The organism is Paenibacillus sp. BK720 (assembly GCF_011761545.1).
Taxonomy (GTDB): domain Bacteria; phylum Bacillota; class Bacilli; order Paenibacillales; family Paenibacillaceae; genus Pristimantibacillus.
Genome location: NZ_JAASRQ010000001.1, coordinates 1,517,814 through 1,542,189 on the forward strand (window position 1 = coordinate 1,517,814; position 24,376 = coordinate 1,542,189).

Below are 24,376 nucleotides of genomic sequence, written 5' to 3' on the forward strand. Positions count from 1 at the left end.
TAACGGATGATGGATATCCTTGCCCGCTTAACAGCGGGCAAAGCCGTCATTAAGCGGCAAACGAACGAAGTGAAAGCTTACGACGTAAGAATTACCGCAAAGTGAGCGCTAATTCTTTAAGCGAATGCTTACGACGTAAGAGTTACCGCAAAATTCAGCGCTAATTCTTTTAAGGAGGATACTACAGTGGCGAAATTTGAATACAAATTTCCTGAGCTTGGCGAAGGCTTGCACGAAGGCGAAATCGTAAAAGTGCACATTAAAGTCGGCGACAAAGTAACGGACGACGATATCATCATGGAAGTACAAAACGATAAGGCAGTCGTAGAAGTGCCTTGTCCGGTAAACGGTACTGTACTCGAAGTCCGCATGAAGGACGGCCAGGTTTGCCATGTCGGCGAAGTTGTGGCGATCATTGATGCGGAAGGTGACCTTCCAGAGCAAGATACTCCTGCAGCCGAAGCTCCAGCGGCGGCGGCACCTGCTCCGGCAGCAGCACCTGCAGCAGCACCTGCAGCGGCACCAGCGGCAGCTCCTGCCGCACCGGCAGAAGCTCCAAAAGCAACTGGCGGTCTTGTACTGGCTACACCTAGCGTTCGCAAATTTGCCCGTGAGCAAGGCGTTGACCTGACCACGGTTAGCGGCACTGGCAAAAACGGCCGCATTACCCGCGAAGACGTAACGAGCGGCGGCGCACCGGCAGCAGCGGCTCCGGCTGCCGAAGCGGCAGCAACGGCCCCTGCAGCAGCAGAAGCTCCAGCAGCTAAACCGGCAGCGGCAGTTGACGCTTACCGTCCGGAAGAGCGCGTACCGTTCAAAGGCATCCGCAAAGCAATCGCTAACGCGATGGTTAAATCGGTATATACGGCTCCTCACGTTACCATCATGGATGAAGTGGACGTAACGGAACTGGTTGCTCTGCGCGCGAAATATAAACCATACGCAGAGAAAAAAGGTTCCAAGCTGACTTACCTGCCATTCATCGTGAAGGCACTCGTTGCGGCTTGCCGCCAATTCCCGATCATGAACGCTATGCTGGATGAAGCTAGCCAAGAGATCGTCTACAAAAAGTACTACAACATCGGTATCGCGACGGATACAGACAACGGCTTGATCGTTCCTGTTATCGAAGACGCAGACCGTAAAAATATTTTCATGGTTGCCGACAAAATCCGTGACCTGGCTGCAAAAGGCCGTGAGGGCAAACTTACTGCCGCTGAACTTAAAGGCAGCACCATTTCAATTTCCAACATTGGTTCCGCTGGCGGCATGTTCTTTACTCCGGTAATCAACTTCCCTGAAGTTGCGATCCTGGGTACCGGCCGTATCTCCGAGAAGCCGGTTGTTCGCAACGGCGAAATCGTGGCAGCACCGGTAATGGCACTGTCGCTGAGCTTTGACCACCGTCTCATCGACGGCGCAACAGCTCAAAACTTTATGAACTACATTAAACAGCTTCTGGGTCAACCAGAACTATTCATCATGGAGGTGTAACTACAATGGTAGTAGGAGATCCGTCTTTAGATATTGATACTCTAGTCATCGGTGCAGGTCCTGGCGGTTATGTCGCGGCAATCCGCGCAGCACAACTTGGTCAAAACGTTCTTGTTGTTGAGAAAGAGAATGTGGGCGGCGTTTGTTTAAACGTTGGCTGTATTCCTTCCAAAGCTCTTATCTCGGCATCGCATCAATACGAATCCATCAGCCATGCATCGGCGTTCGGCATTACAGCCGGCGACGTGAAAGTGGAATGGAACAAAGTACAGGAGTTCAAGAACGGTATCGTTAAAAAACTGACCGGCGGCGTTGCATCGCTTCTGAAAGCGAACAAAGTACAATATTTCAACGGCGAAGTGATGTTCATCAACGAGAACGAAGCACGCGTCTTCAACGATCAGGAAGCACCGCGTTACCGTTTCAAAAATTGCATTATCGCAACTGGTTCCCGTCCAATCGAGCTGAAAGCATTCCCGTTCAGCGGCCGTATCGTTTCGTCGACCGGTGCATTGTCCTTGCCTGAAATTCCGAAAAGCATCATCGTGATCGGCGGCGGCTACATCGGCATCGAGCTTGGCCAAATGTACTCCAAATTCGGTACGAAAGTTACAATCATCGAAGGCGGCGATGCGATTCTGCCAGGCTTCGATAAAGATATGGGTTCGATCGTTGCTAAGAAACTTAAAGGCACAAACGTTGATATCGTAACCGGCGCTATGGCTCAAGGCGCCGAGCAAACGGATAAAGACGTTACACTGACTTACAAAGTTGGCGACAAAGAAGAAAAAGTTACTGCGGACTACCTGCTTGTAACGGTTGGACGCCGTCCTAACACAGACGGAGACCTTGGACTTGAACTGGCCGGCGTTAAAGTCGGCGAGCGCGGTCTGGTTGAAGTTGACGCGCAATGCCGCACAAGCAACCCGCATATCTATGCAATCGGCGATATCATCGCTGGTCCTGCCCTTGCGCATAAAGCGATGTACGAAGGCCGTATCGCCGCAGAAGCAATCTCCGGTCTGCCAAGCGTTATCGATTACAAATGCGTGCCTGCCGTATGCTTCTCCGATCCGGAATGCGCAGCAGTCGGTCTTTCCGAGAAAGAAGCAAAAGACAAAGGCTACAAAACAAAAGTGGGCAAATTCCCGTTCGCGATCAATGGCCGCGCAATGTCGCTTAACGCGACTGATGGCTTCGTGAAGCTCGTTTCCGATGCTGACACCGGTCTTGTGCTGGGCGCGCAAATCATCGGTCTGGAAGCTTCCAACATGATTGCCGAGCTTGCTCTGGCTATCGAGATGGGTGCTACTCTTGAAGATATTGCCCTGACTATCCATGCGCATCCAACACTGGGCGAGATCGTTCTGGACGCTGCTGAAGTAGCGCTCGGACATCCAATCCATACGGTTGCCAAGTAATATCCGTTTGACGTTATTTGAGATTTAGTGAGAGAGGTTCCGCTGCTTTAACAGCATGCGGGCCTCTTTTTGCATATTATAACTGTACATAACACGAGGAGCGAAAGCTTATGGAAAAGCCGGCTAGTGCATCCAGAACGGTCATGACGCAGATCATTTTTCCGCTGGATACGAATCACCACGATACGATGTTTGGCGGCAAGGTTATGGAGTACATGGACAAGGCGGCCGCCATTGCCGCAATGCGGCATGCCCGGATGCAGGTGGTGACCGCATCGACGGACAGCCTTGATTTCGTAGCGCCCATCAGGGTCGGGGAAGTGATTGAGGTGGAAGCCTATGTGAGCTGGACGAACAACTCCTCCATGGAAGTGTGCGTGACCGTTCAATCGGAGAATCTGTATACGGCTGAGCGAACGACAACGGTTACGGCGTTTTTTACCTTTGTGGCGTTAAACGATAAAGGCAAGCCCGCAACGGTGCCCAAAGTATATCCGGAGACCGACGAGGAAATTCGTATGTTCGCAACCGCTCCAGAGCGGCATGAGCTGCGTATGAAACGAAAACGGGAAAGACAGCATCCAGCGAAAACGTGAAGACAAACCTATGCGAAAAATGTTAAACTAATGAGAAACCCTCTATCGAGGCAATTGGAAGATAAACGCCTCGGTTAATAGTTTTTAGATAAACCTTGTACCGGCGTTGCGTGCGGGAGAAGCATGCTGTGCCGGTCAATGACAAGGAGTTGATAGATTAGTGACTGTTCAAACGAGTGAAACGGAATATTTGCAATTGCTTCGGCATGTGCTTGATAACGGCGTGAAGAAGGAGGACCGGACAGGCACAGGAACGATCTCGGTTTTCGGTTACCAGATGCGCTTTGACCTTACCAAGGGCTTTCCGATTCTGACCACGAAAAGAGTACCGTTCAAGCTGATTGTCAGCGAATTGCTATGGTTTATTAAAGGCGACAGCAATATCCGTTATTTGCTTCAGCATAATAACCATATTTGGGATGAATGGGCGTTTAAGAGATGGGTGGAGAGCCCGGATTATACCGGCCCGGACATGACGGACTTTGGCCTTCGCTCGCAGACGGATGAAGCCTTTAACGCTTTGTATCAGGAGCAGATGGACAAATTCACGAATCTGGTGCTGAACGATGACGCTTTTGCCGAGAAGTACGGCGAGCTTGGCAACGTCTACGGCAAGCAATGGCGTGAATGGCGTACGACGCAAGGAGAGACGATTGACCAGCTCAAGGGAATCATTCAGACGATCAAGAGAAACCCGGATTCCAGGCGTTTGATCGTATCGGCCTGGAACCCCGAAGACGTACCGTCGATGGCGCTTCCTCCTTGCCACACAATGTTCCAGTTTTATGTGATTAACGGCAAGCTGAGCTGTCAGCTGTATCAGCGGAGCGGCGATATTTTTCTGGGGATCCCGTTTAACATCGCAAGCTACGCGCTGCTTACGCATCTGATTGCGCAGGAGTGCGGGCTTGAGGTTGGCGAGTTTATTCATACGCTTGGCGATGCGCACATTTATTTGAACCACCTGGAGCAAATTGATTTACAGCTGCAGCGGGACATGCGGGAGCTGCCCGTCCTTGCGATTAATCCGGATGTGAACTCGATCTTCGACGCGGAGGTTGAAGATATCAAGCTGGAGAATTATCAGCCGCATCCTACAATTAAGGCTCCTGTAGCCGTATAAGAAAGCAGGAACAATACGATGTCGATTACGATGATCGCAGCAATGGACCGTGGCCGCACGATCGGAATCGGGAACAGGCTGCCGTGGCGGCTTCCGGCGGAGATGGCTTACTTTACGCGCCATACGACGGGCAAAACCGTTGTCATGGGACGCAAGACGTTCGAATCGTTGCCCAAGCCGCTGAAGGACCGGAGGAATGTCGTGATAACCAGACAGCCGCATTATGCCAAAGAAGGCTGTGAAGTTGTCCATTCGGTGAGTGAAGCGATTGAACGGTACGGTGACGGGGAGTTAATGGTAATCGGCGGAGCGGATATTTATGCACAATTCCTTCCATTAGCGGATAAAATCCGGCTGACCGAGGTGGACGCCGACATTGAGGGAGGAGACGCTTTTTTCCCTGCGTTGAACGAAGACGAATGGGAACGCGTCGAGGCAGAAATGGTGGAAAGCGACGAGCGTAATGCATTCTCCTTCACTTTCCAAACATTTGCCCGCCGAAAAGCATAATATAAAGAATATCGCACGAATGACGAACGTTGTGTCAATAAGTGCAAAAGATTGTGCGGATAATCCATTAACGACAGAAAATAAGAATGATAGGCTTTTTTATACGATAATCGCGTAGGCAATGAAGTTTTTTGTTGAAATATTTAAAGATTCCCGATATAGTTTTAAGAGAATAATTATACAGGCTTTTCGGGAATATTGGATGGAGGAAATTCGCACATGTCTACACCTACAGGATTTATGCAGTATCAACGTGAATTGCCGGCTGATCGAGATCCTATCGAACGGATCAAGGATTGGAATGAATTTCATAAGCATTTGTCGGATGAACAGCTGCGTACGCAAGGCGCTCGCTGTATGGATTGCGGAACTCCATATTGCCATACAGGCATGGAACTTGCAGGTTCGGCATCCGGCTGCCCGGTAAACAACTTGATTCCGGAATGGAATAACCTGATTTACCGTGGATTGTGGCGTGAAGCGCTGGACCGCTTGCACAAAACGAACAACTTCCCTGAATTTACAGGTCGCGTATGCCCGGCTCCATGCGAAGGCTCTTGCACCGTTGGCCTGATCGGCGAACCGGTTACGATTAAGACTATTGAACATGCTATTATCGAGCGCGGCTTCGAAGAAGGATGGGTGGTTGCGCAACCTCCTAAAGTACGCACCGGTAAAAAAGTAGCCGTTGTAGGTTCCGGCCCGGCCGGCCTCGCGGCAGCTGCCCAATTGAATAAAGCAGGCCATAAGGTTACCGTATACGAGCGTGCCGACCGTCTTGGCGGTCTTCTCACTTACGGCATCCCTACAATGAAGCTCGAGAAGCATGTTGTAGACCGCCGCATCAACCTGATGAGAGAAGAAGGCATTGAGTTCGTAACGAATACGGAAATCGGCAAAGATATTTCCAGAGACGAGCTTTTGAAAGAGTTCGACGCGGTTATTATGTGCGGCGGCGCAACGAAAGCACGCGATGTTGAAATGGAAGGCCGCGACCTGAACGGCATCCACATGGCGATGGATTACCTGAACGGTACCATCAAGAGCTACCTGGATTCGAACCTGGAGGACGGCAACTACATCTCCGCTAAAGATAAAGACGTAATCGTTATCGGCGGCGGCGACACAGGTACGGACTGCGTGGCGACCGCTCTGCGCCATGGCTGTAAATCGGTTACGCAATTCGGTACGGTAGCGAAAGCTCCGCTGGAACGCGACATCGTAAACAACCCTTGGCCTCAATTCCCGAACGTGTACACGCTTGATTACGCTCAAGAGGAAGCAAAAGCCCTCTACGGCGAAGATCCGCGCGCGTTCTCCGTACTGACGAAGAAATTCGTAGGCGATGACAACGGCAATCTGAAAGAGCTGCACACAGTGCAAATCGAACGTACGGTTGATCCGGAAACAGGCCGCAGAATTTATAAAGATATTCCAGGCACGGAAAAAGTATGGCCGGCTGATCTCGTGTTTATCGCGGTAGGCTTTGAAGGTCCGGAGAGAACGCTGATCGATTCGTTCGGTCTTGAGCAAGACCGCCGTTCGAACGTTAAAGCAGCTTACGGCAAATACAAAACCAACGTTGAAAAAGTATTCGCTGCAGGCGATATGCGCCGCGGGCAAAGCCTTGTCGTGTGGGCGATCAACGAAGGCCGCGAGGCAGCTCGCGAAGTGGATAAATATTTAATGGGATCGTCGATGCTGCCTTAAGATATAAGGAATCAGCGATAACCCTTAGTAACAGAAAGCGCCTACGGGCGCTTTTCTTGTCGAATAGGGATTAATGCCTATTTGCATTCGGAATAAATCTTACATCTAAAGTTAGAATATGACTGTTTGTACGACCGTAATGGAGGCTGCGGAATGATTAAATACGGATTGGACAAAGTGACGGAGCTGCGATTCAAATCGATTAAGGCAGCAATAGAGCGCAGAGACAACCAATGGGTGGATATCGTGCTGCGGTTTGACGTGGCGGAGGAGACCCCCGTGCCGGATGACCTGATTGATTTCAGCGGCCTCGTAATTTGCACATCAGGCGGTGCCATCGCGCAAATCGTCCCGCAGGACGAGGATATCGACTGCGAGTATCAATTTACGGCGTTCGAGAAAGAGCAGATCAAGGCCTTTATCGAAGGCGAAGAAATTCAGCGGCGCATTGCAAATCTGTCCTCCCCAATATAAAGAAAATTGTGGTAAAATCGGTTAGAGATGACGTAAAGGGGAGAGTTCGTCATGCCGGCCGATGAAGCATTTGTATTAACCCCGATTGATGTTCGCAAGATCAGACAGTACGTTCAACATAAGTACGAAGCGATGCCGCAGGAGAAGAGGGCGGAGATTGTAGCCGACGCGGTAAGCCGCATTATTCAAAAACAACTTCCGCCTTTTGAAGACAGGCTGAAACGGGAAGTGACGGCAAGGCTGATCCGGACAACCGTGCTGGAGAGGCAAATGCCGGTCCGCTCGGACGATATTTTCGAAGCGTGCCTCGGATTGGACCTGGCGGATGCCAATGTCGTTACTCCGCTTCATAAGTGGGTGGAGGAGCAAAGCGGCACGCAGCTGGAATGGAGCTTGTTCCGTATCCAGTTGGACAAGCTGGCGAAAAAAGCGGAGTCCGGGACTGCCGACTTATGGGAGCAGCTAAAGGAATGGCTCGCGTCCGAGTACCGAATTGAAGGGAAAAGCAAAGCGGCGCCCGAGCTGGCCGAGGTCATCCCGCTGCCGGTACAGCCGTCCCTTATTCCGGCTCTGAAGCCTTACCGGCGAAGACAAACGCTGGTTTATTCTCTTTTATCCATTATGCTGGTGGGAGCCTCGCTCCTGTACGGCTGGTCGCTGCTCAGGCCTTCTCCTAACAAGCTGCAGCCGCCAGTTACGCTTCAGTCCTTCGAGAAAGCGATGCCGGCCGTTGCGGGCAACGAACTCCCGGACGAGCTTCGTTACACCGATGTGGATAAAGAAAGCCTGGTCGACTTTTTGAACAGCAAAGATTCCCTTCTGGCGGAGCAGCCTTACTTGGATGCCATTATCGACGCAGCGAGAACATTTGATATCCATCCCCTCTTTTTATTCGCGATTACCGGTCAGGAGCAGGCTTTTGTACCGAGGTCGAATAAACAGGCGATGAAGATCGCCAACAATCCGTTCAATGTTTTTTATAGCTGGAAAGACTACAATACGACCATTCACGATTCGGCGCGAATTGCCTCCCAAACCGTATTGAAGTGGAGCAAAGACCGCCCGGAGGGCAAGGACCCGATTGCCTGGATCAACCGCAAATACGCGGAGGACCAGAATTGGGCAAATGGCGTGAGTAAAATTTTTGCATCGATGAAAAGCAAAGTGGAACGAACAAGCTAGATATGAGAGGCGATTAGTTGAAGACATTAATTATTGCGGAGAAGCCCGACATGGGGCGGACGATCGCTGCGGTTGTAGAGCCAAAGGCGGCGAATAAGCGGACGTACCTGGAAGGCGACCGTTATATTATTACTTGGGCGATTGGTCATCTGGTAACGCTGGCGGAGCCAGACCAGTATGATGCGCGCTATAAAAGATGGAACGATCAGGATTTGCCGATTATTCCGGATAAGTTCAAGCTGTGGCCAAATGCCCGGACAAAGGATCAGCTCAAGACGATCGGAGAGCTTGCGAAGCGATGCGGCCGTCTCGTGAATGCTTGTGACGCCGGGCGCGAGGGACAGCTTATTTTTCATCTGATCCGTCAATATTTGAAGCTCCCCCAGCCGACAGACCGTCTGTGGATCTCGGATTTGACGCCTGAGACGATCAGAAAGGGCTTTGACTCCCTTCGAAGCGACGAGGACTATGCCCCGCTTACAAGGGCAGCCAGGGCGCGCAGCGAAGCGGACTGGCTGATCGGAATGAATGCCTCCCGCGCATTCACGATCCGTCATAAAGCTTTACTCTCGGTTGGCAGGGTGCAGACGCCGGTCCTCGCGCTGCTGTATGACCGGCACAAAGAAATTACGGCGTTCAAGTCGGATATGTATTATGTCGTAAAAGCGCTATTTAATCAGAACGGCTTTCAATATTCAGGCATATGGCAGGGGGACCGAATTACGGACAAAGCAAAGGCGGAAGCGTTGGCCGCCAAGACGCAGGGCAAGCCCGGCATCATTAAGGACTATCAGACGGCGGAGAGCAAGGAATATCCGTTCCGGCTGCATGACCTGACGCTTCTGCAGCGGGAAGCAAACGGCCGTTACGGCTATTCGGCGAAGAAGACGCTGGATATTGCGCAGGCTTTGTACGAGAAGCACAAAGCCATTACCTATCCGCGAACGAACTCCAATTACGTAACCGAAGAGAATCTGCCCGTCATGCAGAAGGTGCTGACGATGCTGCAGGGGTCCGATTCTTACCGAGAGCTGGCAAACGGCGCGGACCGGGGCAGGGTGCACAAGGGGAATAAGGCGGTTTGCAACCCGGCGAAGGTTGAGGACCACCATGCCATTATGCCAACGCCCAAGCGTCCTTCGGGCTTAAGCCCGGAGGAACACAATATTTATGATATGATCGTCCGGCGGTTCCTGTCGCAGTATTATCCGCCCGCGGTATACAAGAACCACACGGTTATGACCGAGGTGGAAAGCGAGATCTTTCGAACGAAGGCGAAGGAGCTGTTGGAGCTTGGCTGGAAGGTAGTTCTGCAGGATCAGGGGCAAGCCGCGAAGAAGACCACCAAGAAAAAAGCCAGCGAGAAGGATGAGGCTGAGGGCGATGAGGAAGAGCTGCTCACCGATAAACCGTTTGCCATTGAACCCCAGCAGGGCGTCAAATGCGTAAAATCCGAATCGCTTGAGAAAACGACCCAACCGCCAAAGCCTTATACCGAGGGCACTTTGCTGAAAGCGATGGAAAGCGCCGGCAAGTCGATGGAGGATGACGAGCTGCGCGAGGCGATGAAGGATACCGGGCTTGGCACTCCGGCTACCCGGGCTGCCACCATCGAACGGCTGAAACAGGTTGGTTATGTGGATCTGACCGGCAAAAAGCTGGAGATCTCTTCCAAAGGCTGTGCCGCGATCGAGTTGATTCGCGGGGCTGGCGTGGATTTGCTGGCATCGCCCGAAATGACCGGACGATGGGAGCAGCGCTTGCACCAGATTTCGCGCGGTGAAGCATCCGACGACCAGTTTATATTGAAGGTGAAGCAATTCGCCGCAATGATCGTCGATAAGGTTCGCCAGCAGCGCCCTGCCGCGCCGGGAACGTTCGAAGAACGCGAGAACGGCGGCAAGCGAGGGGCAACGGGTACCGGTTCCAAGCGGGGCAGCCGAGCTTCGAAGGCTTCCGGCGGAAGCCGGACCTCTTCATCGAGGTCAACATCCACCGCCTCAGCAACCGCTACCGCGGCACCTAAGGCAGCATCCCGTACGGCGGCTGCAAATCCTTCTCCCCGTGAGCCAATCGCGGCTTGCCCTAGAACGGGCTGCAGCGGACATATTATTGAAGGGAAACGCGGCTTCGGCTGCAGCGCCTTCCGGGATGGCTGTACGTTCGTTATCTGGAAGGAGCAGCAGGGAAAGACGATCTCGATCCCAATGGTTCGTTCCCTGCTCGAAAAAGGAGCAACGAGCCAGCTTACCTTCAAGCGTCAGGACGGCAGCAGCAGCAAAGCCAAGCTGGTGTTGACGGATCGTGACAAAGGCACGGTTTCCGTTCAAGGCGTGCAATCTTAAGTATAATCATTCAACAGAAAAAGGAGTAAAGCGCCATATGCCGCTTTACTCCTTTTGTTTATGCCATTAAGGTTAGGGTTGCTTGCGATTCACATAGTCGTGAATCGCCGGCGGCACTTCAAGCAGGTTATTCAAGGTGAAGAAGGCCCCCTTCGGTTCTACCTCGATATTAATGACATTGTACTGCCATTCGGATTCCGTTCTCATATGGATCGCATGAATGCCTGCCGTGAGAGCAGGCACAACATCCGTCCGGATCGAGTTGCCGATCATCCACGTCAAGTGGCGGTCATGACCGCCCTCCGCCAAGATCTGCTCAAGCGCTTCGCTGTTCTTATGCCGACGGATATAAATTCTCGTATCGAAATACCGCTCCAGCTTCATTTGTTCAATCTTGCGGCGCTGAATCGTAATTTCCCCTCCGGTGTATAGATGAAGGGTGTGACCTTCTCCGGCCAGCTTATCGAGTGTAGCCTCCATATTAGGATACGGCTCGGTCTCATGCTCGTATACGCTTAAGCCAAGCTTCCACAGAAAATCCTGCTCCGTCTTGGATTTCTTGCGGCCCGTAAGGTCGCAGTAATAGTGGTATGTATCAATAAAGGACTGCGGGAAATGCTCGCTCTTGAATCCGAGCACCGCTACGCCCGCAATATCGATCTCCGTCTGTTTATTGCGCACCGCATCTGCGCTTACCCCTTCATAACCCGCAAACCACGTCGTCATCGCGTCGACAAACTGTTCGATCACAAAGTAGAAATATTTGTTGCAGTGAATGAGGGTGTCGTCTAGGTCAAAGAAAAGGTTTTGCTTCATTTAAAAGCACGGCTCCTTTGGTGAAGTTCATCGTATGAACAATCTACCTTATTCGAAGCCTTACGTCAACGAAGCCCCAAGCGATGTTTAATTCAGGCGATTTATGCTAATCATTCTCATAAGGCAGGAGGTGAAGAGCATGCCATTCAATAAAGCCGACAAAACGCAAAACCGTCAAAACCAATCCAGTTTTAAATCGGAAGCCATTGGCCTTAAGTTGAACAAACTCGCAAACCGTCCTCCAAGCATGAATGGAATTAATAAACAGCTGCCGTAAAACAGCTCAGGCGGAATCCAGGGACGATATTCTTCCAGCGCCCTTGGATTCCGCCTGTCTTAAAGTATTTAGAGCCGTTAAGCATATTTCTGCTGAGCGGCCATCAGTTTATTCTTAATAAAGGCGATACGCCTGCGTACATAGAAGTCCATGCTGTCACCCTTCAAATCATTTGGCGAGATCACCTCCTCTGCCCGATTATCGATAATCGTTAATGTTCCGTCCGTGTAAAACTTAAACGTAAGGTCCCGGCGCGGCCATCCTTTCTCTAAATAACGAAAGTTTTCGCAGCTTTTATTCATGGTGATTCAGCCTCCTCCAAAATGATTATGGGATGCAAAACAGGGAACGTTTGTTCTGTTTTTATTATAGCAAACATTTGTTCGTGTGGAAACTGTTTTTTGTTTCTCGTAAACTAGATTCATAGAATGGCGAAGCGTTTACAAAAAAGGGGCATGGACTTATGTTGAGAATATCGAATCTTAGAGTACAAATTCCCGGTGGGCCGACGATCTTGAAGAATATCAGCTTTGAAGTCCAGCCAGGCCAATTTATCGCAATAAAGGGAGCCAGCGGCAGCGGCAAGTCGATGCTGCTCAAAAGCTTGGCGCTGCAGAACAAGTGGAGCGGCGGCAGCTATTTCTTCGAAGGCGAAGACATTTTCAAGCAGGGGCTCGCGGGCAGATTGAAAATCAAGCGCGCGGTAGCTTATCTGGAGGAGAAGCCCGTTCTGTACCAGAACAAGACCGGGCTTAAAAATGTCAGCATCGGTGCCGTTGCGCAGACGCCTGCGTGGCGCAGATGGACGGGCATGCTGCGCAACGACGATTACATGGGCGCGATGGATACGATTGAAAAGCTGGGACTGCTCGATAAAGCCCATCAAAAAGCCAGCACGATGAGCGGCGGCGAACGCCAGCGTATCGCGATTGCCCGGGCACTGGTGCACGGAGCGAAGGTGATCGCCGCGGATGAGCCGGTGGCAGGGCTTGATCCCCATACGGCGGACCGCGTGTTGTCCGATCTGAAGAGGCTGACTACGGAGCAGGGCGTTACGGTTATCGCGGTGCTTGATCAAGGGGACTGGGCGGAAAGGTTCGCGGACCGGATTATCGGTCTAAACAACGGCGAGCTTGTGCTGGACGTGAAAGGCAGAAGATTAACCGAGCGGGAGAAAATGATGCTGTGATCGAGCTTCGATTAATCAAAGAAAACGAATTGGAAGGGGCACTCCGGCTGGAGCAGCAATGCTACGTTCCGGAAGCGGCCGCTACCCGGGAAGGGTTCCGGTACCGGCTTGCGCATTACCCGGGTTATTTCTGGTCGGCCTGGTCCGGGGACAAGCTTCTTGGCATAACGAACGGCATCCGGACCTCTGCCTGGTCTTGCGGGGACGAGATGAAGGGCGTCCAGCGGGATGAAGAGGAAGGCGATAACTTCTGCATCCTGACCGTTGCCGTAGCGGAGGAGGCAAGACGACAGGGAGTTGGAGCCATGCTGCTCGAGCGCCTTGTGTCAACCTGCGACAGGGCCGGGCATAAAGCGATTATTCTGATGTGCGAACGGCATCTGATCTCCTTTTACGAGAGAGCCGGGTTTGCTTACGTTGGGAAAGCGGCATCTTCGCACGGCGGCGTCGAATGGCATGAAATGAGGCGTACCCCGCATATAATGGAGCATCTGACCAAATAGGTAGGTGTCTTCGAATATGGCTTTTCAGTCTCCAGTCATTGTCCAATCTGCAAGAGCGGCATTCCCGAAAGCGGAGCTTTGGATCCCTTACGTTAGCGGAGGATCAAACGAGAATGCAATCAAGCGAATCAATGAATCCATCCGGAAAGCGGCACAGCAGCTGGTAGACGAGCAGGGCTCGCTTGATGATCCGCGGGCTGAAATGAGCGGGTATTACGAGGTCAAGAATAACGAAAGGGATATTCTCAGCCTGTCGTTATTCAATTACGCCTATTCGGGGGGCAGTCATGGCCTTACGCTGCAGGTCTCGCTGACGTTTCGCGTGTCAACCGGACACGCCTACAGCCTTCCCCAGCTGTTCAAGCCCGGAAGCGCGTATGTTCAGCGCATTTCCGAAATGGTCAGCGAACAGATCAAGGAACGCGACATCAGCACGCTGGAGCCATTCGCAACCATCCGGCCGGATCAGGATTACTATATCGCCGACCGGTCGATCGTCATCTATTTTGCTTTATACGAGCTGACGCCGTATGCTTACGGTTTTCCGTATTTTCCGATCTCGGCCTACGATCTTCAGGATATCGTGAACGAGAATGGTCCGCTAGGCGCCATGGTGCCGAATAATTAGGACAGCACTTGACAATGCCGGGCGGTGAAGACCAAAGGAGCTGATCGGTGGATGGACAGGAGAAAATGGCTTGGGACAATTGCCCATCTGCTGCTCGGCATTCTGTTTCCTTATGTACTCATCGGCGGTATCGTTCTTGTGTACGGATTCATGGCGCCGTCAACAGCCTCCCAGAAGGCTTACGGCGCTGCCATCATTCTGGTCTATGCTCTGTTAATCCTTGGAGTAAACCTATGGACCTTGAGGCGGATGGACTTCCGTTCGAAATGGCGCTGGATCGTTATTCATACGTTGTGCTGGGCGGCTGCAGCCATTGCATCGTTTGCCATGCTGCGGTTCTCGGAATAATAAATTCAAGCTACAAGCCGGCTGACACCGGAACGCCAAGAGGCTGCCCTGCGCGGGCAGCCTCTTGGCGTCTGACATGACCAAACGCCATCCCTCATACATTATCGTAGGGAGGGGTTCAATGATGCTGGCGGTATGGATCGGATTGCTGCTGTTTGCGGCGGTTTGCGGCTGCGCTTTGCTGCTGACTGCAAGAGCGCAGCGCAATATTAGGGCTTCGAAGCATATTAGCATGACGGCTTACGGCACATACGCTCAAGCGCAGCAGGATAAGCATGACCTGAATTTGTTCGGGCTTGCCCAGCAGCTCCGGAGGCGCTTAGGAGCAGCAGCGTCATTTGGGCTGTCGTTTCAATCTCTCGGCCTGACCGGAGCTGCGTTTCTGCTTGCGGGACCGGCCTTGCAGAAGGGAGGACCCTCCGTTGTCAGTATCGGACTGCCTGTAATCGCGTTGTTCGGCATTCTGGTCAGCGCTTCGCTTGCGGAATTGTCCTCGGCCGTGCCAACGGCGGGCGGCGTCTATCACTGGGCATCCGCTATCGGCACCAGGAGACGGGGCTGGTATGCAGCCTGGTTTCAACTCGCCGGCCATCTCGCCATGATGGCGCTCATGAATGGCGCCTGCGCTTTTATTCTCGATAAACTATTTTCCGTATGGCTGAACTATAGCTCCTCCTGGTGGTCGACGGGAATCGCGCTGTGTTTCGTTACCGCCGTTCAGGCTATGATTAATCATTGGGGAACGGGACGTGCGGGAGCTTTGCAGGAAGCCGGAATCATGCTTCACGCTGTCGTTCTGGCTGCCGTAATCGGCGGAATCTTTATTGCGTTCGGGCGAAGCGTATACTCGCCGAAGCTTTTATATACGTTTCAAAACGCAAGTCTGGATGGTCATGTTACGCCGTGGGCATTTGTCGTTGGAATGCTTGTGCTGCAGAAGCTGTTTCTCGGGATGGATGGAGCCGCTCAAGGCTCGGAGGAAACAAGCGATCCCCGCATCCGCGTGCCTTGGGCCATCTATTTGTCTTCGGTTTATGCGATGATCGGAGGCTTCGTCCTGTTGATGTGTCTGACCCTTGTTCTGCCCGCGATAGTCGGAACAGCCCTGTTCAGCAGCGGCGACAGCCTGCTGGCTGCAGCGGCGCTTGACGGCTGGCAGGGGAATACGCTCGTTTTGCTTGTGATAGCGGCGGCTATCTGGGGGAGCGGGAACAGCGAGCTGCTGATCTGCTCCCGTGCAATCTTTTGTCTGGCGAGGGATCAAGCGGTCCCCTTCAGCAGATTGCTCTCCAGGGTATCGCGCGAGCAGCAATCGCCGCTTCCGGCGATCGGAACGGCTGCGCTTCTGTCGGTTCTTCTATTTGGGGCGGGCAGGCTGGTCGATGGGGGAGAGGCTGGGGGGATCCCGAGCTTGCTTGGCTTTACGGTGTTATGCCTGCAGCTGTCGTATATGATTCCGATCTGGATTAAGATTAAGCTGCATGGCAGGCACCGGCTGCTGGACGATGCGCCATGGCGACTTGGATCATACGGTTTAATCGTAGACCGCGCCGCTTTCATATGGCTGCTTCTGTCCGGAGCGGTCTCTGTCTTCGCCTTAGGATTATGGGGAGCGGTTGGCACGGGATTATGGTTTATCCTGGTGATGGCCTTGGACAGAAGATACCGCAAGCAGCATCTCGCAAAGCTTCAGAGTCGCTTGAAACGACCCAAAGGGGAAATCATCCGAATTGAGCGAAAATTCCATCTTCATTAGTTGCAGGAGACGGATTCCCGGGAAATGAGGAAATAACGACCGCTTTTATTTCCCGGGGAAGCGCATAATCTTACACAAAGAAAACGTTTTCGACACCGCGGGCTCGAATGTTACAAAAGGTGTCGAAGAGTAGTCTTGGAAGACTACTCATAAACGGCTGAAAAGCCCGTATTTATACCTGTTTCCGGCTTATTAACGCTATTAATAATAGAGAGCCAAAAGATGTTTTTGCCATCTTCTCCCTTATCGGATTATAATAGTGGAAGGATAGAAATGGACAGGAGGCCATCAGAAGCAAATGTCACGGGAAATAGTAAACAGCCGCATTGTCTCTCTGAATGTAGGAACGCCGGTAGTGGCGATGCACGGAAGCAAGCCCATTCAAACAGGGATATACAAGACAGCTTCCGAGAGCAGGCTTTTTTTAAGCAAAACAGGGTTAAACGGCGACGGTCAGGCGGATCTGGTTAATCACGGCGGACCGGATAAAGCGGTGTGCGTTTATTTCGAGCGTCATTTCCCGCACTGGGAAGAGTGGCTGGGCAATAAGCTGAGCTACGGCGCTTTCGGCGAGAATTGGACGGTGTCCGGTTGGACGGAGCATGATTTGTGCATCGGAGACGTTGTTCAAGCCGGCGAAGCGGTTGTTCAAGTAAGCCAGCCAAGACAGCCTTGCTTCAAGCTTGGCATCCGCCATCAGCGCCCGGAGCTTGCCGCGCAGGTGCAGCAAACCGGATACACCGGTTTTTATTTCCGCGTGCTGAAGGAAGGCGAAGTTGAGGCAGGCGAGGAATTGAAGGTTCTGGAACGGCATCCGGCAGCCATCTCCCTGGCCGAGGCCAATCGCGTTATGTACAAGGGCAAGACAGACTTGGAAGGAATGTCGGCACTGCTTGCGGTCGAGGAGTTATCCGAGAGTTGGAAGCAGACCCTGTCCGGCCGCATGGAAAGGCTTCGGCAAGAGACGCGGGGAGGCCACGCGGATTGAAGGATATCGAGCTCGCCGCGCTAATTGAGCAGTACCGGTTGGATGGGCAATGGAAGGTTGTACCGGGAGACAGCGGGATGAATAACACGACACGGATGATCAAGGCGGGCGACGAGCGGTACGTTCTTCGTGTGTATAACAATCACCGGGACAGAAATATTGTTGCGCTTGAACATCAAGTGCTCTTTGCGCTTGACCGGCAGCAGCCGGGCTTCAGCGTTCCCGTACCCGTGGAGAACCGTTCAAGAGATACGGTTTCCGTTCTGCAGGACGGTGCGCTTGCCGCATTATACCGGTATATTCCGGGGGAACGGCCAACCGTTCAGCATAAGGAGCATATCCGCTCTCTTGGCGAGTCGGCCGCCAGGGTCTCAAAGGCGCTGCGCGGCATGACGATTTCGCATAAGCCGATCTATGATCCGTACTACTTGCTGGAAGAAACCTATTCCTCCCTAATCCGTCATGAGCTTCCCGTCATTTTGCAGTCTTCCGAACAATTTATTGCCAGGGCAGACAAAGCCGCGGCAATCGTAAACCAGGTAAAAGACTTGTCCAGGAGATTACCGGCCGTAAAAGAGCTGCCCCATCAATGGATTCATGGCGATCTTAACTTTAGCAACACGGTGGCGGACGGCGAAACGATCATTGGCGTGCTGGATTTCGAGTTTTGTACCGTTGATGTCAGGGCGATGGAGCTTGTTGTAGCGCAAATTGATTTCTTCAAAGGCGAGGAATCGGAAATATGGGAAAGGCTGCGGCTATTCTGCGAAGGTTACGGAAGCATCGACAAGCTTACGCCTGCTGAGGTTGAGGTGATGCCCCTTCTTATTAAGCTGAGAATGCTTGATGTGTTTCTTCACTTCGCGGGCCGCTATAAAGAAGGTCTGGATGATGCCGCGTTAGTTGCAGGCTTTATCGACCAGACGTACCAGATTTGCGAATGGGTGGACCGGAACGAAGAGCAGCTGCTGACATTGTTCCGGCATGAGCTTTTGCAAGAGGTATAACCCCATTCCTGCATGTTGCCAATTTGAGAGAGGATGTGCCGGTATGAACGTTGCAGCATCGCTTGGATACGACAGCCAGGAACGATTGTTGATCATTAACGCTGACGATTACGGACTGTGTCAGTCAACCAATAAAGGAATACAGCAGCTGCTTCAAGAACAGGCGGTAAGCTCGGCAACCCTTATGATGCCGTGCAAGTCCTCTCGCGAAGCGGCTCTTTGGAGTGCCAAACATCCGCAATACGATGTGGGCATTCATTTTACGTTTACAAGCGAATGGGATTCTTACCGTTGGGGGCCGGTTCTCAAGGGCAGCGATACGCAGTCGCTGGTAACCGCCGAAGGGTATTTCCCGAAGGATTGCAGAAGCTTCGAGCTTCAGGCTGAACCTCGGCAGGTAAAGAAGGAAATGATTGCACAGATCGAAGCCGCGCTTGAATTGGGAATGAATCCAACTCATGCCGATAACCACATGGGAAGCTTGTACGGTCTGGAGACGGGCAAAAACTTTCTGAAAGAAATATTCGAAGTATGCTCAGCATACGGGCTGCCGTTCCGGATGCCCCGCAAGGTGGCGGCGGCAAACGGGCAGATGGTTCCGCCCGAGCTGGAGGAGCAGGCGCGCCAGCTTGGTTTGCTGGCCCATGCAATGGGAGTCGTCGTTCTTGATTATTTGGTTGGCCTTCCGTTCCCGCTTAAGCCGGGAGATACCTACGATACGGTTAAGGCCGACCTGAAGCAGCAATTGAAGCAGCTGCAGCCGGGCGTTACCGAATTGTTATTCCATCCTTCTCTCGTGACGGATGAGCTGCTGGCTTTCCACGGTCAGCCGGAGAAGCGCGGCATGGAGTTCCAATTGTTCCGCGATCCGGACGTCCAGCAAACCTTGCGGTCGGAAGGGATCCGCCTGATCCGCTGGAGAGATTTGCAGCAGCTTCAAAGCACCGTATACGGAAGGCCGTAAAATTGAAACCGAAACAGGAACTGGGATTATCGGGGGAGAATTTTTGGAAACCATACGCTTTCATTATGGCCAGCATGTCGCTAGAGCGATGAAGAGTTTATATTTTCAAACCTTGCGAATTCGACTAACGTGGGTTTTCGAGATCTTATTGGTTATAACCTGTTTCGTGATTGCCGCCGCTACGAATTCCAGGCTGCTGGCGGTCATTGCGGCTGCGGTCGTTATATTAGCGCTATTAAACTATGTAACCCAATGTATTGTTCATCCAAGGAGAATCGTTAAAGACAGAAAGCTTAACGGAGAGTTCGAATACAGCTTTAATTCCGATAATCTTAAATTAACGATGGCGGATGGAACATCCAATGTGAATTGGAGTTATTTCGCGAAGGTCTGGGAGAACCAGCACTATTATTTTTTGTTCCATAATAAGAGGCAGTATTGGATCGTCCCGAAAGAATCGTTCCGTAATAGCGAGCAGGAACAATTATTCCGTCAGATCGTTCAAAGCCATCTTTCCATAACTACGGGAGTCATCCGATAACCGGACAAAGGAGACGCACTTATGTCATTTCAATCGATTAACCAATTAGCGGAGAGACTGAAGACCAATATCGGCCAGGTTATTGTTGGAAAAGAAAGCGTTACCGAATTGTTGTTTATCGCCTTAATTACTTCGGGCCATGTTCTGCTGGAGGATGTGCCCGGCACGGGGAAAACGCTGCTCGCCAAATCGCTGGCGCAGTCGTTGAAGCTCCAGTTCCGCCGGGTACAGTTCACGCCGGACCTGTTGCCTTCCGATCTGAGCGGGATCCAGTACTACAATCAGAAAGAGGGCGGCTTCGAGTTTCGTCCGGGGCCGCTCTTTACGAATCTGCTGCTTGCCGACGAGATAAACCGAGCTACTCCGCGGACGCAATCCAGCCTGCTCGAATGCATGGAAGAGCGTCAGATTAGCGTCGACGGAGAGACGAAACGTCTGGACAAGCCGTTTATGGTCATTGCAACTCAAAATCCGGTGGAGCATCAAGGTACGTTCCCGCTGCCGGAAGCGCAGCTTGACCGGTTCTTATTCAAGATCCAGATGGGCTATCCCACAACGGAGGAAGCGCTTCAAATCCTGAAACGCTTTAATAATGCCGACCCGTTATCGCAATTGGATGCGGTTGCAACAGCTGCCGATATCGCGGAAGCCCAGCATCATTATGCGGAAGTCCGCATAGAAGACGAAGTGCTGCATTATCTGCTTCAGCTGATCGAACGGACCCGCACGCGCGACGATATTCTTGTTGGCGTAAGTCCGCGCGGCAGCCAGGCGCTCCTTAGAGCTTCGCAGGTCCATGCGATTCTGCGCGGCCGGGATTACGTCACGCCGGATGACGTGAAAGCGATGGCGAAGCCGGTGCTGGCGCACCGCTTGTCTCTAAGGGGAATGCAGAGGTCTCATAAGCATGCGGAAGACATTATCGATGATATTATCCGGCAAACCGCGGTGCCTGCGGAAGCTGGAATCGGCTCCCGATAGGGGGTCAATCGATGATTATATTTTGGGTAGCGTTTGCCGCAATCATTGTCTTTTTCCTGCAGGCCAAAATCTTTCATAAGTATGCTTTGCGTCAAATCGGGTATGAACGGCAATTTCAAAAAAGGGTTAGCTTTCGCGGCGAAACGATCGAGCTGGTCGAGCGGTTGACCAATGCCAAATGGCTGCCCGTTCCCTGGATGCGGGTCGAGTCCCAGTTATCTTCGGACTTAAGGTTTCACCGGCAGGATAATCTCGAAGTGAGCAGCGGCAAGCTGCTGCAAAATCATAAAAGCTTTTTCACCCTTATGCCTTATACGAAAATCACGAGAAGACACCGCATCGAATGCAAGAAGCGGGGCTGGTATAAGCTGCAGTCGGTGACCATGACGGCAGGCGATCTGCTAGGCTTTCTGCATCAGACGAAGCAGATTGCATTAAATGGCGAATTAATCGTCTACCCGACGCCTGCAGAGGTACCCGTGCATCAACTGCCTTCGCATAGCTGGCAAGGGGAGATGTCCGTAAGACGCTGGATTGTCGAGGATCCGTTTGTCGTGATGGGGACTCGCGAGTACCGTTCCGGGGACACCTACAAAATGGTCAATTGGAAAGCAACGGCAAGGACCGGCAATCTTCAGGTTCATCAATACGACTATACGGCGGACCGCAGGCTGATGGTTTACCTGAACGCGGAAGACAACGAAAGCATGTGGCGTTCCATTAATGACGAAGAGCTTATCGAGCACGGAATCGAATGGGCGGCAGGTGCAGCCCAGGCCGTTATACAAGGCGGCATGGAAGCGGGCTTCTGCACGAACATGCCGATTATCGGGGAGTCCGGCAGCACGTTCATTGAACCGCGCAGCGGCGGAGGGCATTTGACGGATATATTCGAGGCCATGGCAAAGCTTGAGCTTGTGCGGACAGAGCCCTTTGCGGATCTGTTAGCCCGGGAAGCGGACAGCGGCTACTCCCAGCGTGACGTGCTTGTGATCTCCAGCTTTTGGAACGATCAACTCGAGCTCCAAGCGGACAGGCTTCGCCGCAACGGGAATGCGGTTGTTCATTGGAAGCTGACGCCGAATCCGGTTCAAGAGCAGGCAGGTGAAGTAGGATGAACCAATTGAAAAAGCGGCATTCACTGCTGCATTTGCTTTATGGGAGCATAGAAACGTTATTCGCTTTGCCGATATGGTTTATCGCCCTTTTCTATACGTCAACCGATGCGTTTACGGCGGTATGGCTTCTGACCGTCCCGTTCATTTATATGACGGGGGCAGTGTGGATCCGAAAGTTGAAAAATAACCGCAGGATATACCGGCTGCTGCTGGGTATTCTGCTTGGAGCGCTTCATGCCGGCTTGATCTATGCCGTATTAATGGCCGTTCAGGCGGATCTTCCGGGAGCGGCGGTTGCCCTGCCGATACTGCTTGGAGCCTTTACGGCCGTTAGAGGAATGGGAGCAGGCACCAAAGGCTGGTATGCCTCCTTTCCGAACACGTTTATGTTCGTTAGTGTCATTCTGTATACGATATTAACGATCGTTGCCCATCTTCAGGAGCAGCTGCAGCCGTATTTTACGTTCCTGACCATTTGCGGCATAGTTGCTCTTGTTCTAATGCTTTACATCGTTAATGAACGTTTATTGTCCTATGAGACGCAATCCGGCGGAGCTATTCAATCGTCGACGACAAGAACATTCAAACGGCAAAACCGTTTCATGTTGACGATTGTAGCCGTTCTTCTTCTCCTAGCAGGTTTGTTCCGCCAGCTTCAGTCTTCCATTGAATCGTTTTTCCATGCGGTTATGAACAAAATTTTGGGCTGGATGGACGGTTCAGGCAAACCGATCGAGGAGCAACCTTCCGACACGCAGCCTCCCCCAAGCGGACTGCCACCCGTAGAGGCGCATAATCCGCCGGCTTGGCTGGAAAGATTGGAACTGGTAGCGAAATATATTGGCATCGCGCTTCTGATCATTGGTGTCGCGGTACTCTTGTTCTTTATTGGCCGCAAGCTGTACGGTCTCTTAAACAAGATGCTGGGCAGAATCTGGGAACGGGCTGCTGACAGCAAGGATGCCGCCGTCGGTTATACGGATGAGGTTGAAAGTTTGGTTGACCGAACCAAATGGAGCGTAAGACTTGGCAAATCAAGCAGGAAGAAGGAAGCACGCTGGGAGGAGCTGTCTACAACCGGAGAGAAAATCCGTTATCTGTACCGGAGATATGTTGCGGCTGCCGTAGGCCGGGGGTATGATTATAAGCCTCATTACACGGTTAGAGAAACCGCGTCGGATATTACGGCCTGGAGCAGCAAATCCGTCTCGCAGGCAGATGCCGATAGTCTTGCCCGTCTGTATGACGAAGCTCGTTACGGTGGACGGGAGCCAAAAGAAGAACTCGTCCAATCCCTTAAGAAGAAATTGGACGAGTTGCGCAAATAATTAACGAAGCGAAACAATATGCTCGGCAATCTTGTTGCCGTGAAAACGGCCGGATTCGATAAAAATTTCATTCGCTTCATGCTTGGAGGCAACGACACCTGCCAGATACAGGCCGGGTACGTTTGTCTCCATTGTTGTTTCGTCAAAGCACGGGAAGCCTTCTTCCTCGATGCGCACGCCGGAGTTCGTGAGAAAATCGCGGTCGGGATGGAAGCCGGTAAGGGCGAGCACGAAATCATTGGCGATGGGATGGCGTCCTTCGGGATTTTCGACGACGACATGACGTTTATCAATCTCAACAACGCGGGATTCAAATAACATGCGAATGATGCCGTTATTAACTTTGGCTTCAAAGCCGGGCCGCACCCATGGCTTAATGCTCGAGGAGTAGTCCGCTCCGCGGTATATGACCGTAACCTTTGCACCGACTCGTTCCAGCTCAAGCGCTGCGTCGATTGCCGAGTTGCTGCCGCCGATAATCGCGACCTCCATGCCGGTATAGGGATGGGCCTCCCGGAAGAAGTGAGTGACTTTGTCCATCTCTTCACCGGGGATTCCGAGATAATTCGGATGATCGAAGTAGCCGGTGGCGACAACCACGTAACGGGCCTCGTATTGTTTTTCTTCGCCGTAGCGGTCAGCGCTGGTTAAACGGAAAAGCCCGCTTTCCTGCCGTTCGACCCGGAGGACGGTCTCATACGCATTCACGCGCAGGTTGTTGCGAAGCGCGGCAGTCCGGTAGTAATTGATCGCTTCAAGGCGGGATGGCTTATCATTGGGCGTCGTAAACGGAATCTCTCCGATCTCCAGCCGTTCCGGCGTACTGAAGAAATGCATGTATGTAGGATACATGGAAATGGAATGGGCAATGTTGCTTTTTTCGATAATGACGGGATGAAGTCCAATCCTCTCAAGCTCAATGGCGGCGGCAAGGCCGCAGGGACCGGCTCCGATAATAATGGCTTCTTCTTTGATCATTTGTCGTGGAACCTCCTTAAACGAAAAAAAGAGTAATACTGATCATTCATACCTGCAAACATTAACCTTCATTGTACAGCTACCCGCGGATTTTATGCA

Annotated in this window: 25 protein-coding genes; 22 read left to right on the forward strand and 3 right to left on the reverse strand. The window is 52.2% G+C overall.

The features are described 5' to 3' along the window. The first annotated feature begins 186 nt into the window (after nt 1-186). The 9 genes from FHT67_RS06865 (at nt 187) to FHT67_RS06905 (ending at nt 10,855) form a co-directional block, all read left to right on the forward strand. The gene (locus tag FHT67_RS06865; protein WP_167196680.1) at nt 187-1,494 is read left to right on the forward strand and encodes a 2-oxo acid dehydrogenase subunit E2; all 1,308 of its coding nucleotides are present in this window, start codon (nt 187-189) and stop codon (nt 1,492-1,494) included. Between the two features lie 5 nt (nt 1,495-1,499). Beyond that, nucleotides 1,500-2,915 carry a dihydrolipoyl dehydrogenase gene (lpdA, locus tag FHT67_RS06870; protein ID WP_167196683.1) on the forward strand — a complete coding sequence of 472 codons (1,416 nt, stop codon included), beginning with the start codon at nt 1,500-1,502 and terminating at the stop codon, nt 2,913-2,915. Between the two features lie 110 nt (nt 2,916-3,025). Beyond that, complete coding sequence (locus FHT67_RS06875) at nt 3,026-3,511, forward strand: acyl-CoA thioesterase (protein WP_132305057.1); 486 nt, start codon at nt 3,026-3,028, stop codon at nt 3,509-3,511. Between the two features lie 160 nt (nt 3,512-3,671). Then, nucleotides 3,672-4,634 (forward strand): thymidylate synthase, encoded by a 963-nt coding sequence (locus tag FHT67_RS06880; protein ID WP_167196686.1) that lies wholly within the window; start codon nt 3,672-3,674, stop codon nt 4,632-4,634. 18 nt (nt 4,635-4,652) lie between these two features. Next, nucleotides 4,653-5,144, forward strand: coding sequence for a dihydrofolate reductase (locus FHT67_RS06885; protein WP_167196689.1), 492 nt, complete (start codon nt 4,653-4,655; stop codon nt 5,142-5,144). Between the two features lie 219 nt (nt 5,145-5,363). Beyond that, nucleotides 5,364-6,854, forward strand: a complete 1,491-nt coding sequence (locus FHT67_RS06890; RefSeq protein ID WP_167196692.1) for a glutamate synthase subunit beta — start codon at nt 5,364-5,366, stop codon at nt 6,852-6,854. A gap of 153 nt (nt 6,855-7,007) precedes the next feature. After that, nucleotides 7,008-7,328, forward strand: coding sequence for a hypothetical protein (locus FHT67_RS06895; RefSeq protein ID WP_132305065.1), 321 nt, complete (start codon nt 7,008-7,010; stop codon nt 7,326-7,328). 51 nt (nt 7,329-7,379) lie between these two features. Further along, the gene (locus FHT67_RS06900; RefSeq protein WP_167196695.1) at nt 7,380-8,510 is read left to right on the forward strand and encodes a glucosaminidase domain-containing protein; all 1,131 of its coding nucleotides are present in this window, start codon (nt 7,380-7,382) and stop codon (nt 8,508-8,510) included. A 17-nt stretch (nt 8,511-8,527) separates the two neighbouring features. Beyond that, entirely contained in the window at nt 8,528-10,855 is a 2,328-nt protein-coding gene (locus FHT67_RS06905) for a type IA DNA topoisomerase (RefSeq protein WP_167196698.1), read from the forward strand. A gap of 72 nt (nt 10,856-10,927) precedes the next feature. Here FHT67_RS06905 and FHT67_RS06910 read toward each other — a convergent pair whose 3' ends face one another. After that, a complete protein-coding gene (locus FHT67_RS06910) occupies nt 10,928-11,671 on the reverse strand; it encodes an HAD family hydrolase (protein WP_167196701.1) in 744 nt (247 codons plus the stop codon). A gap of 139 nt (nt 11,672-11,810) precedes the next feature. Here FHT67_RS06910 and FHT67_RS06915 point away from each other — a divergent pair, with 139 nt between their 5' ends. After that, a complete protein-coding gene (locus FHT67_RS06915) occupies nt 11,811-11,948 on the forward strand; it encodes a hypothetical protein (protein ID WP_015844260.1) in 138 nt (45 codons plus the stop codon). 77 nt (nt 11,949-12,025) lie between these two features. Here the strand turns inward: FHT67_RS06915 and FHT67_RS06920 are convergent, their stop codons facing one another. Continuing rightward, nucleotides 12,026-12,250 carry a hypothetical protein gene (locus tag FHT67_RS06920; RefSeq protein WP_132305073.1) on the reverse strand — a complete coding sequence of 75 codons (225 nt, stop codon included), beginning with the start codon at nt 12,248-12,250 and terminating at the stop codon, nt 12,026-12,028. 161 nt (nt 12,251-12,411) lie between these two features. Here FHT67_RS06920 and FHT67_RS06925 point away from each other — a divergent pair, with 161 nt between their 5' ends. From FHT67_RS06925 to FHT67_RS06980, 12 genes are all read left to right on the forward strand, one after another. Next, a complete protein-coding gene (locus FHT67_RS06925) occupies nt 12,412-13,137 on the forward strand; it encodes a phosphonate ABC transporter ATP-binding protein (RefSeq protein ID WP_167196703.1) in 726 nt (241 codons plus the stop codon). Next, nucleotides 13,134-13,640 carry a GNAT family N-acetyltransferase gene (locus FHT67_RS06930; RefSeq protein ID WP_167196706.1) on the forward strand — a complete coding sequence of 169 codons (507 nt, stop codon included), beginning with the start codon at nt 13,134-13,136 and terminating at the stop codon, nt 13,638-13,640. Before FHT67_RS06925 ends, FHT67_RS06930 begins: the two co-directional genes overlap by 4 nt. A gap of 16 nt (nt 13,641-13,656) precedes the next feature. Continuing rightward, complete coding sequence (locus FHT67_RS06935; protein ID WP_167196709.1) at nt 13,657-14,268, forward strand: DUF3298 and DUF4163 domain-containing protein; 612 nt, start codon at nt 13,657-13,659, stop codon at nt 14,266-14,268. Nucleotides 14,269-14,319: 51 nt separating this feature from the next. Next, entirely contained in the window at nt 14,320-14,616 is a 297-nt protein-coding gene (locus FHT67_RS06940) for a hypothetical protein (protein ID WP_167196713.1), read from the forward strand. A gap of 121 nt (nt 14,617-14,737) precedes the next feature. Then, on the forward strand, nt 14,738-16,372 hold the full coding sequence (locus FHT67_RS06945) for an amino acid permease (protein ID WP_167196715.1): 1,635 nt from the start codon (nt 14,738-14,740) through the stop codon (nt 16,370-16,372). Nucleotides 16,373-16,670: 298 nt separating this feature from the next. Further along, nucleotides 16,671-17,360, forward strand: coding sequence for an MOSC domain-containing protein (locus FHT67_RS06950; protein ID WP_167196718.1), 690 nt, complete (start codon nt 16,671-16,673; stop codon nt 17,358-17,360). Further along, nucleotides 17,357-18,367, forward strand: a complete 1,011-nt coding sequence (locus tag FHT67_RS06955) for a phosphotransferase (RefSeq protein WP_167196721.1) — start codon at nt 17,357-17,359, stop codon at nt 18,365-18,367. Before FHT67_RS06950 ends, FHT67_RS06955 begins: the two co-directional genes overlap by 4 nt. A gap of 43 nt (nt 18,368-18,410) precedes the next feature. Then, on the forward strand, nt 18,411-19,331 hold the full coding sequence (locus FHT67_RS06960) for a polysaccharide deacetylase family protein (protein ID WP_167196724.1): 921 nt from the start codon (nt 18,411-18,413) through the stop codon (nt 19,329-19,331). Between the two features lie 166 nt (nt 19,332-19,497). Then, the gene (locus FHT67_RS30315; protein ID WP_208403131.1) at nt 19,498-19,872 is read left to right on the forward strand and encodes a YcxB family protein; all 375 of its coding nucleotides are present in this window, start codon (nt 19,498-19,500) and stop codon (nt 19,870-19,872) included. Nucleotides 19,873-19,893: 21 nt separating this feature from the next. Next, complete coding sequence (locus FHT67_RS06970) at nt 19,894-20,853, forward strand: AAA family ATPase (protein ID WP_167196731.1); 960 nt, start codon at nt 19,894-19,896, stop codon at nt 20,851-20,853. An 11-nt stretch (nt 20,854-20,864) separates the two neighbouring features. Continuing rightward, nucleotides 20,865-21,971 carry a DUF58 domain-containing protein gene (locus FHT67_RS06975; protein ID WP_167196734.1) on the forward strand — a complete coding sequence of 369 codons (1,107 nt, stop codon included), beginning with the start codon at nt 20,865-20,867 and terminating at the stop codon, nt 21,969-21,971. After that, nucleotides 21,968-23,299 (forward strand): DUF4129 domain-containing protein, encoded by a 1,332-nt coding sequence (locus FHT67_RS06980; protein WP_167196737.1) that lies wholly within the window; start codon nt 21,968-21,970, stop codon nt 23,297-23,299. Before FHT67_RS06975 ends, FHT67_RS06980 begins: the two co-directional genes overlap by 4 nt. Here FHT67_RS06980 and FHT67_RS06985 read toward each other — a convergent pair whose 3' ends face one another. After that, on the reverse strand, nt 23,300-24,277 hold the full coding sequence (locus FHT67_RS06985) for a YpdA family putative bacillithiol disulfide reductase (RefSeq protein ID WP_132305097.1): 978 nt from the start codon (nt 24,275-24,277) through the stop codon (nt 23,300-23,302). Between the last annotated feature and the right edge of the window lie 99 nt (nt 24,278-24,376).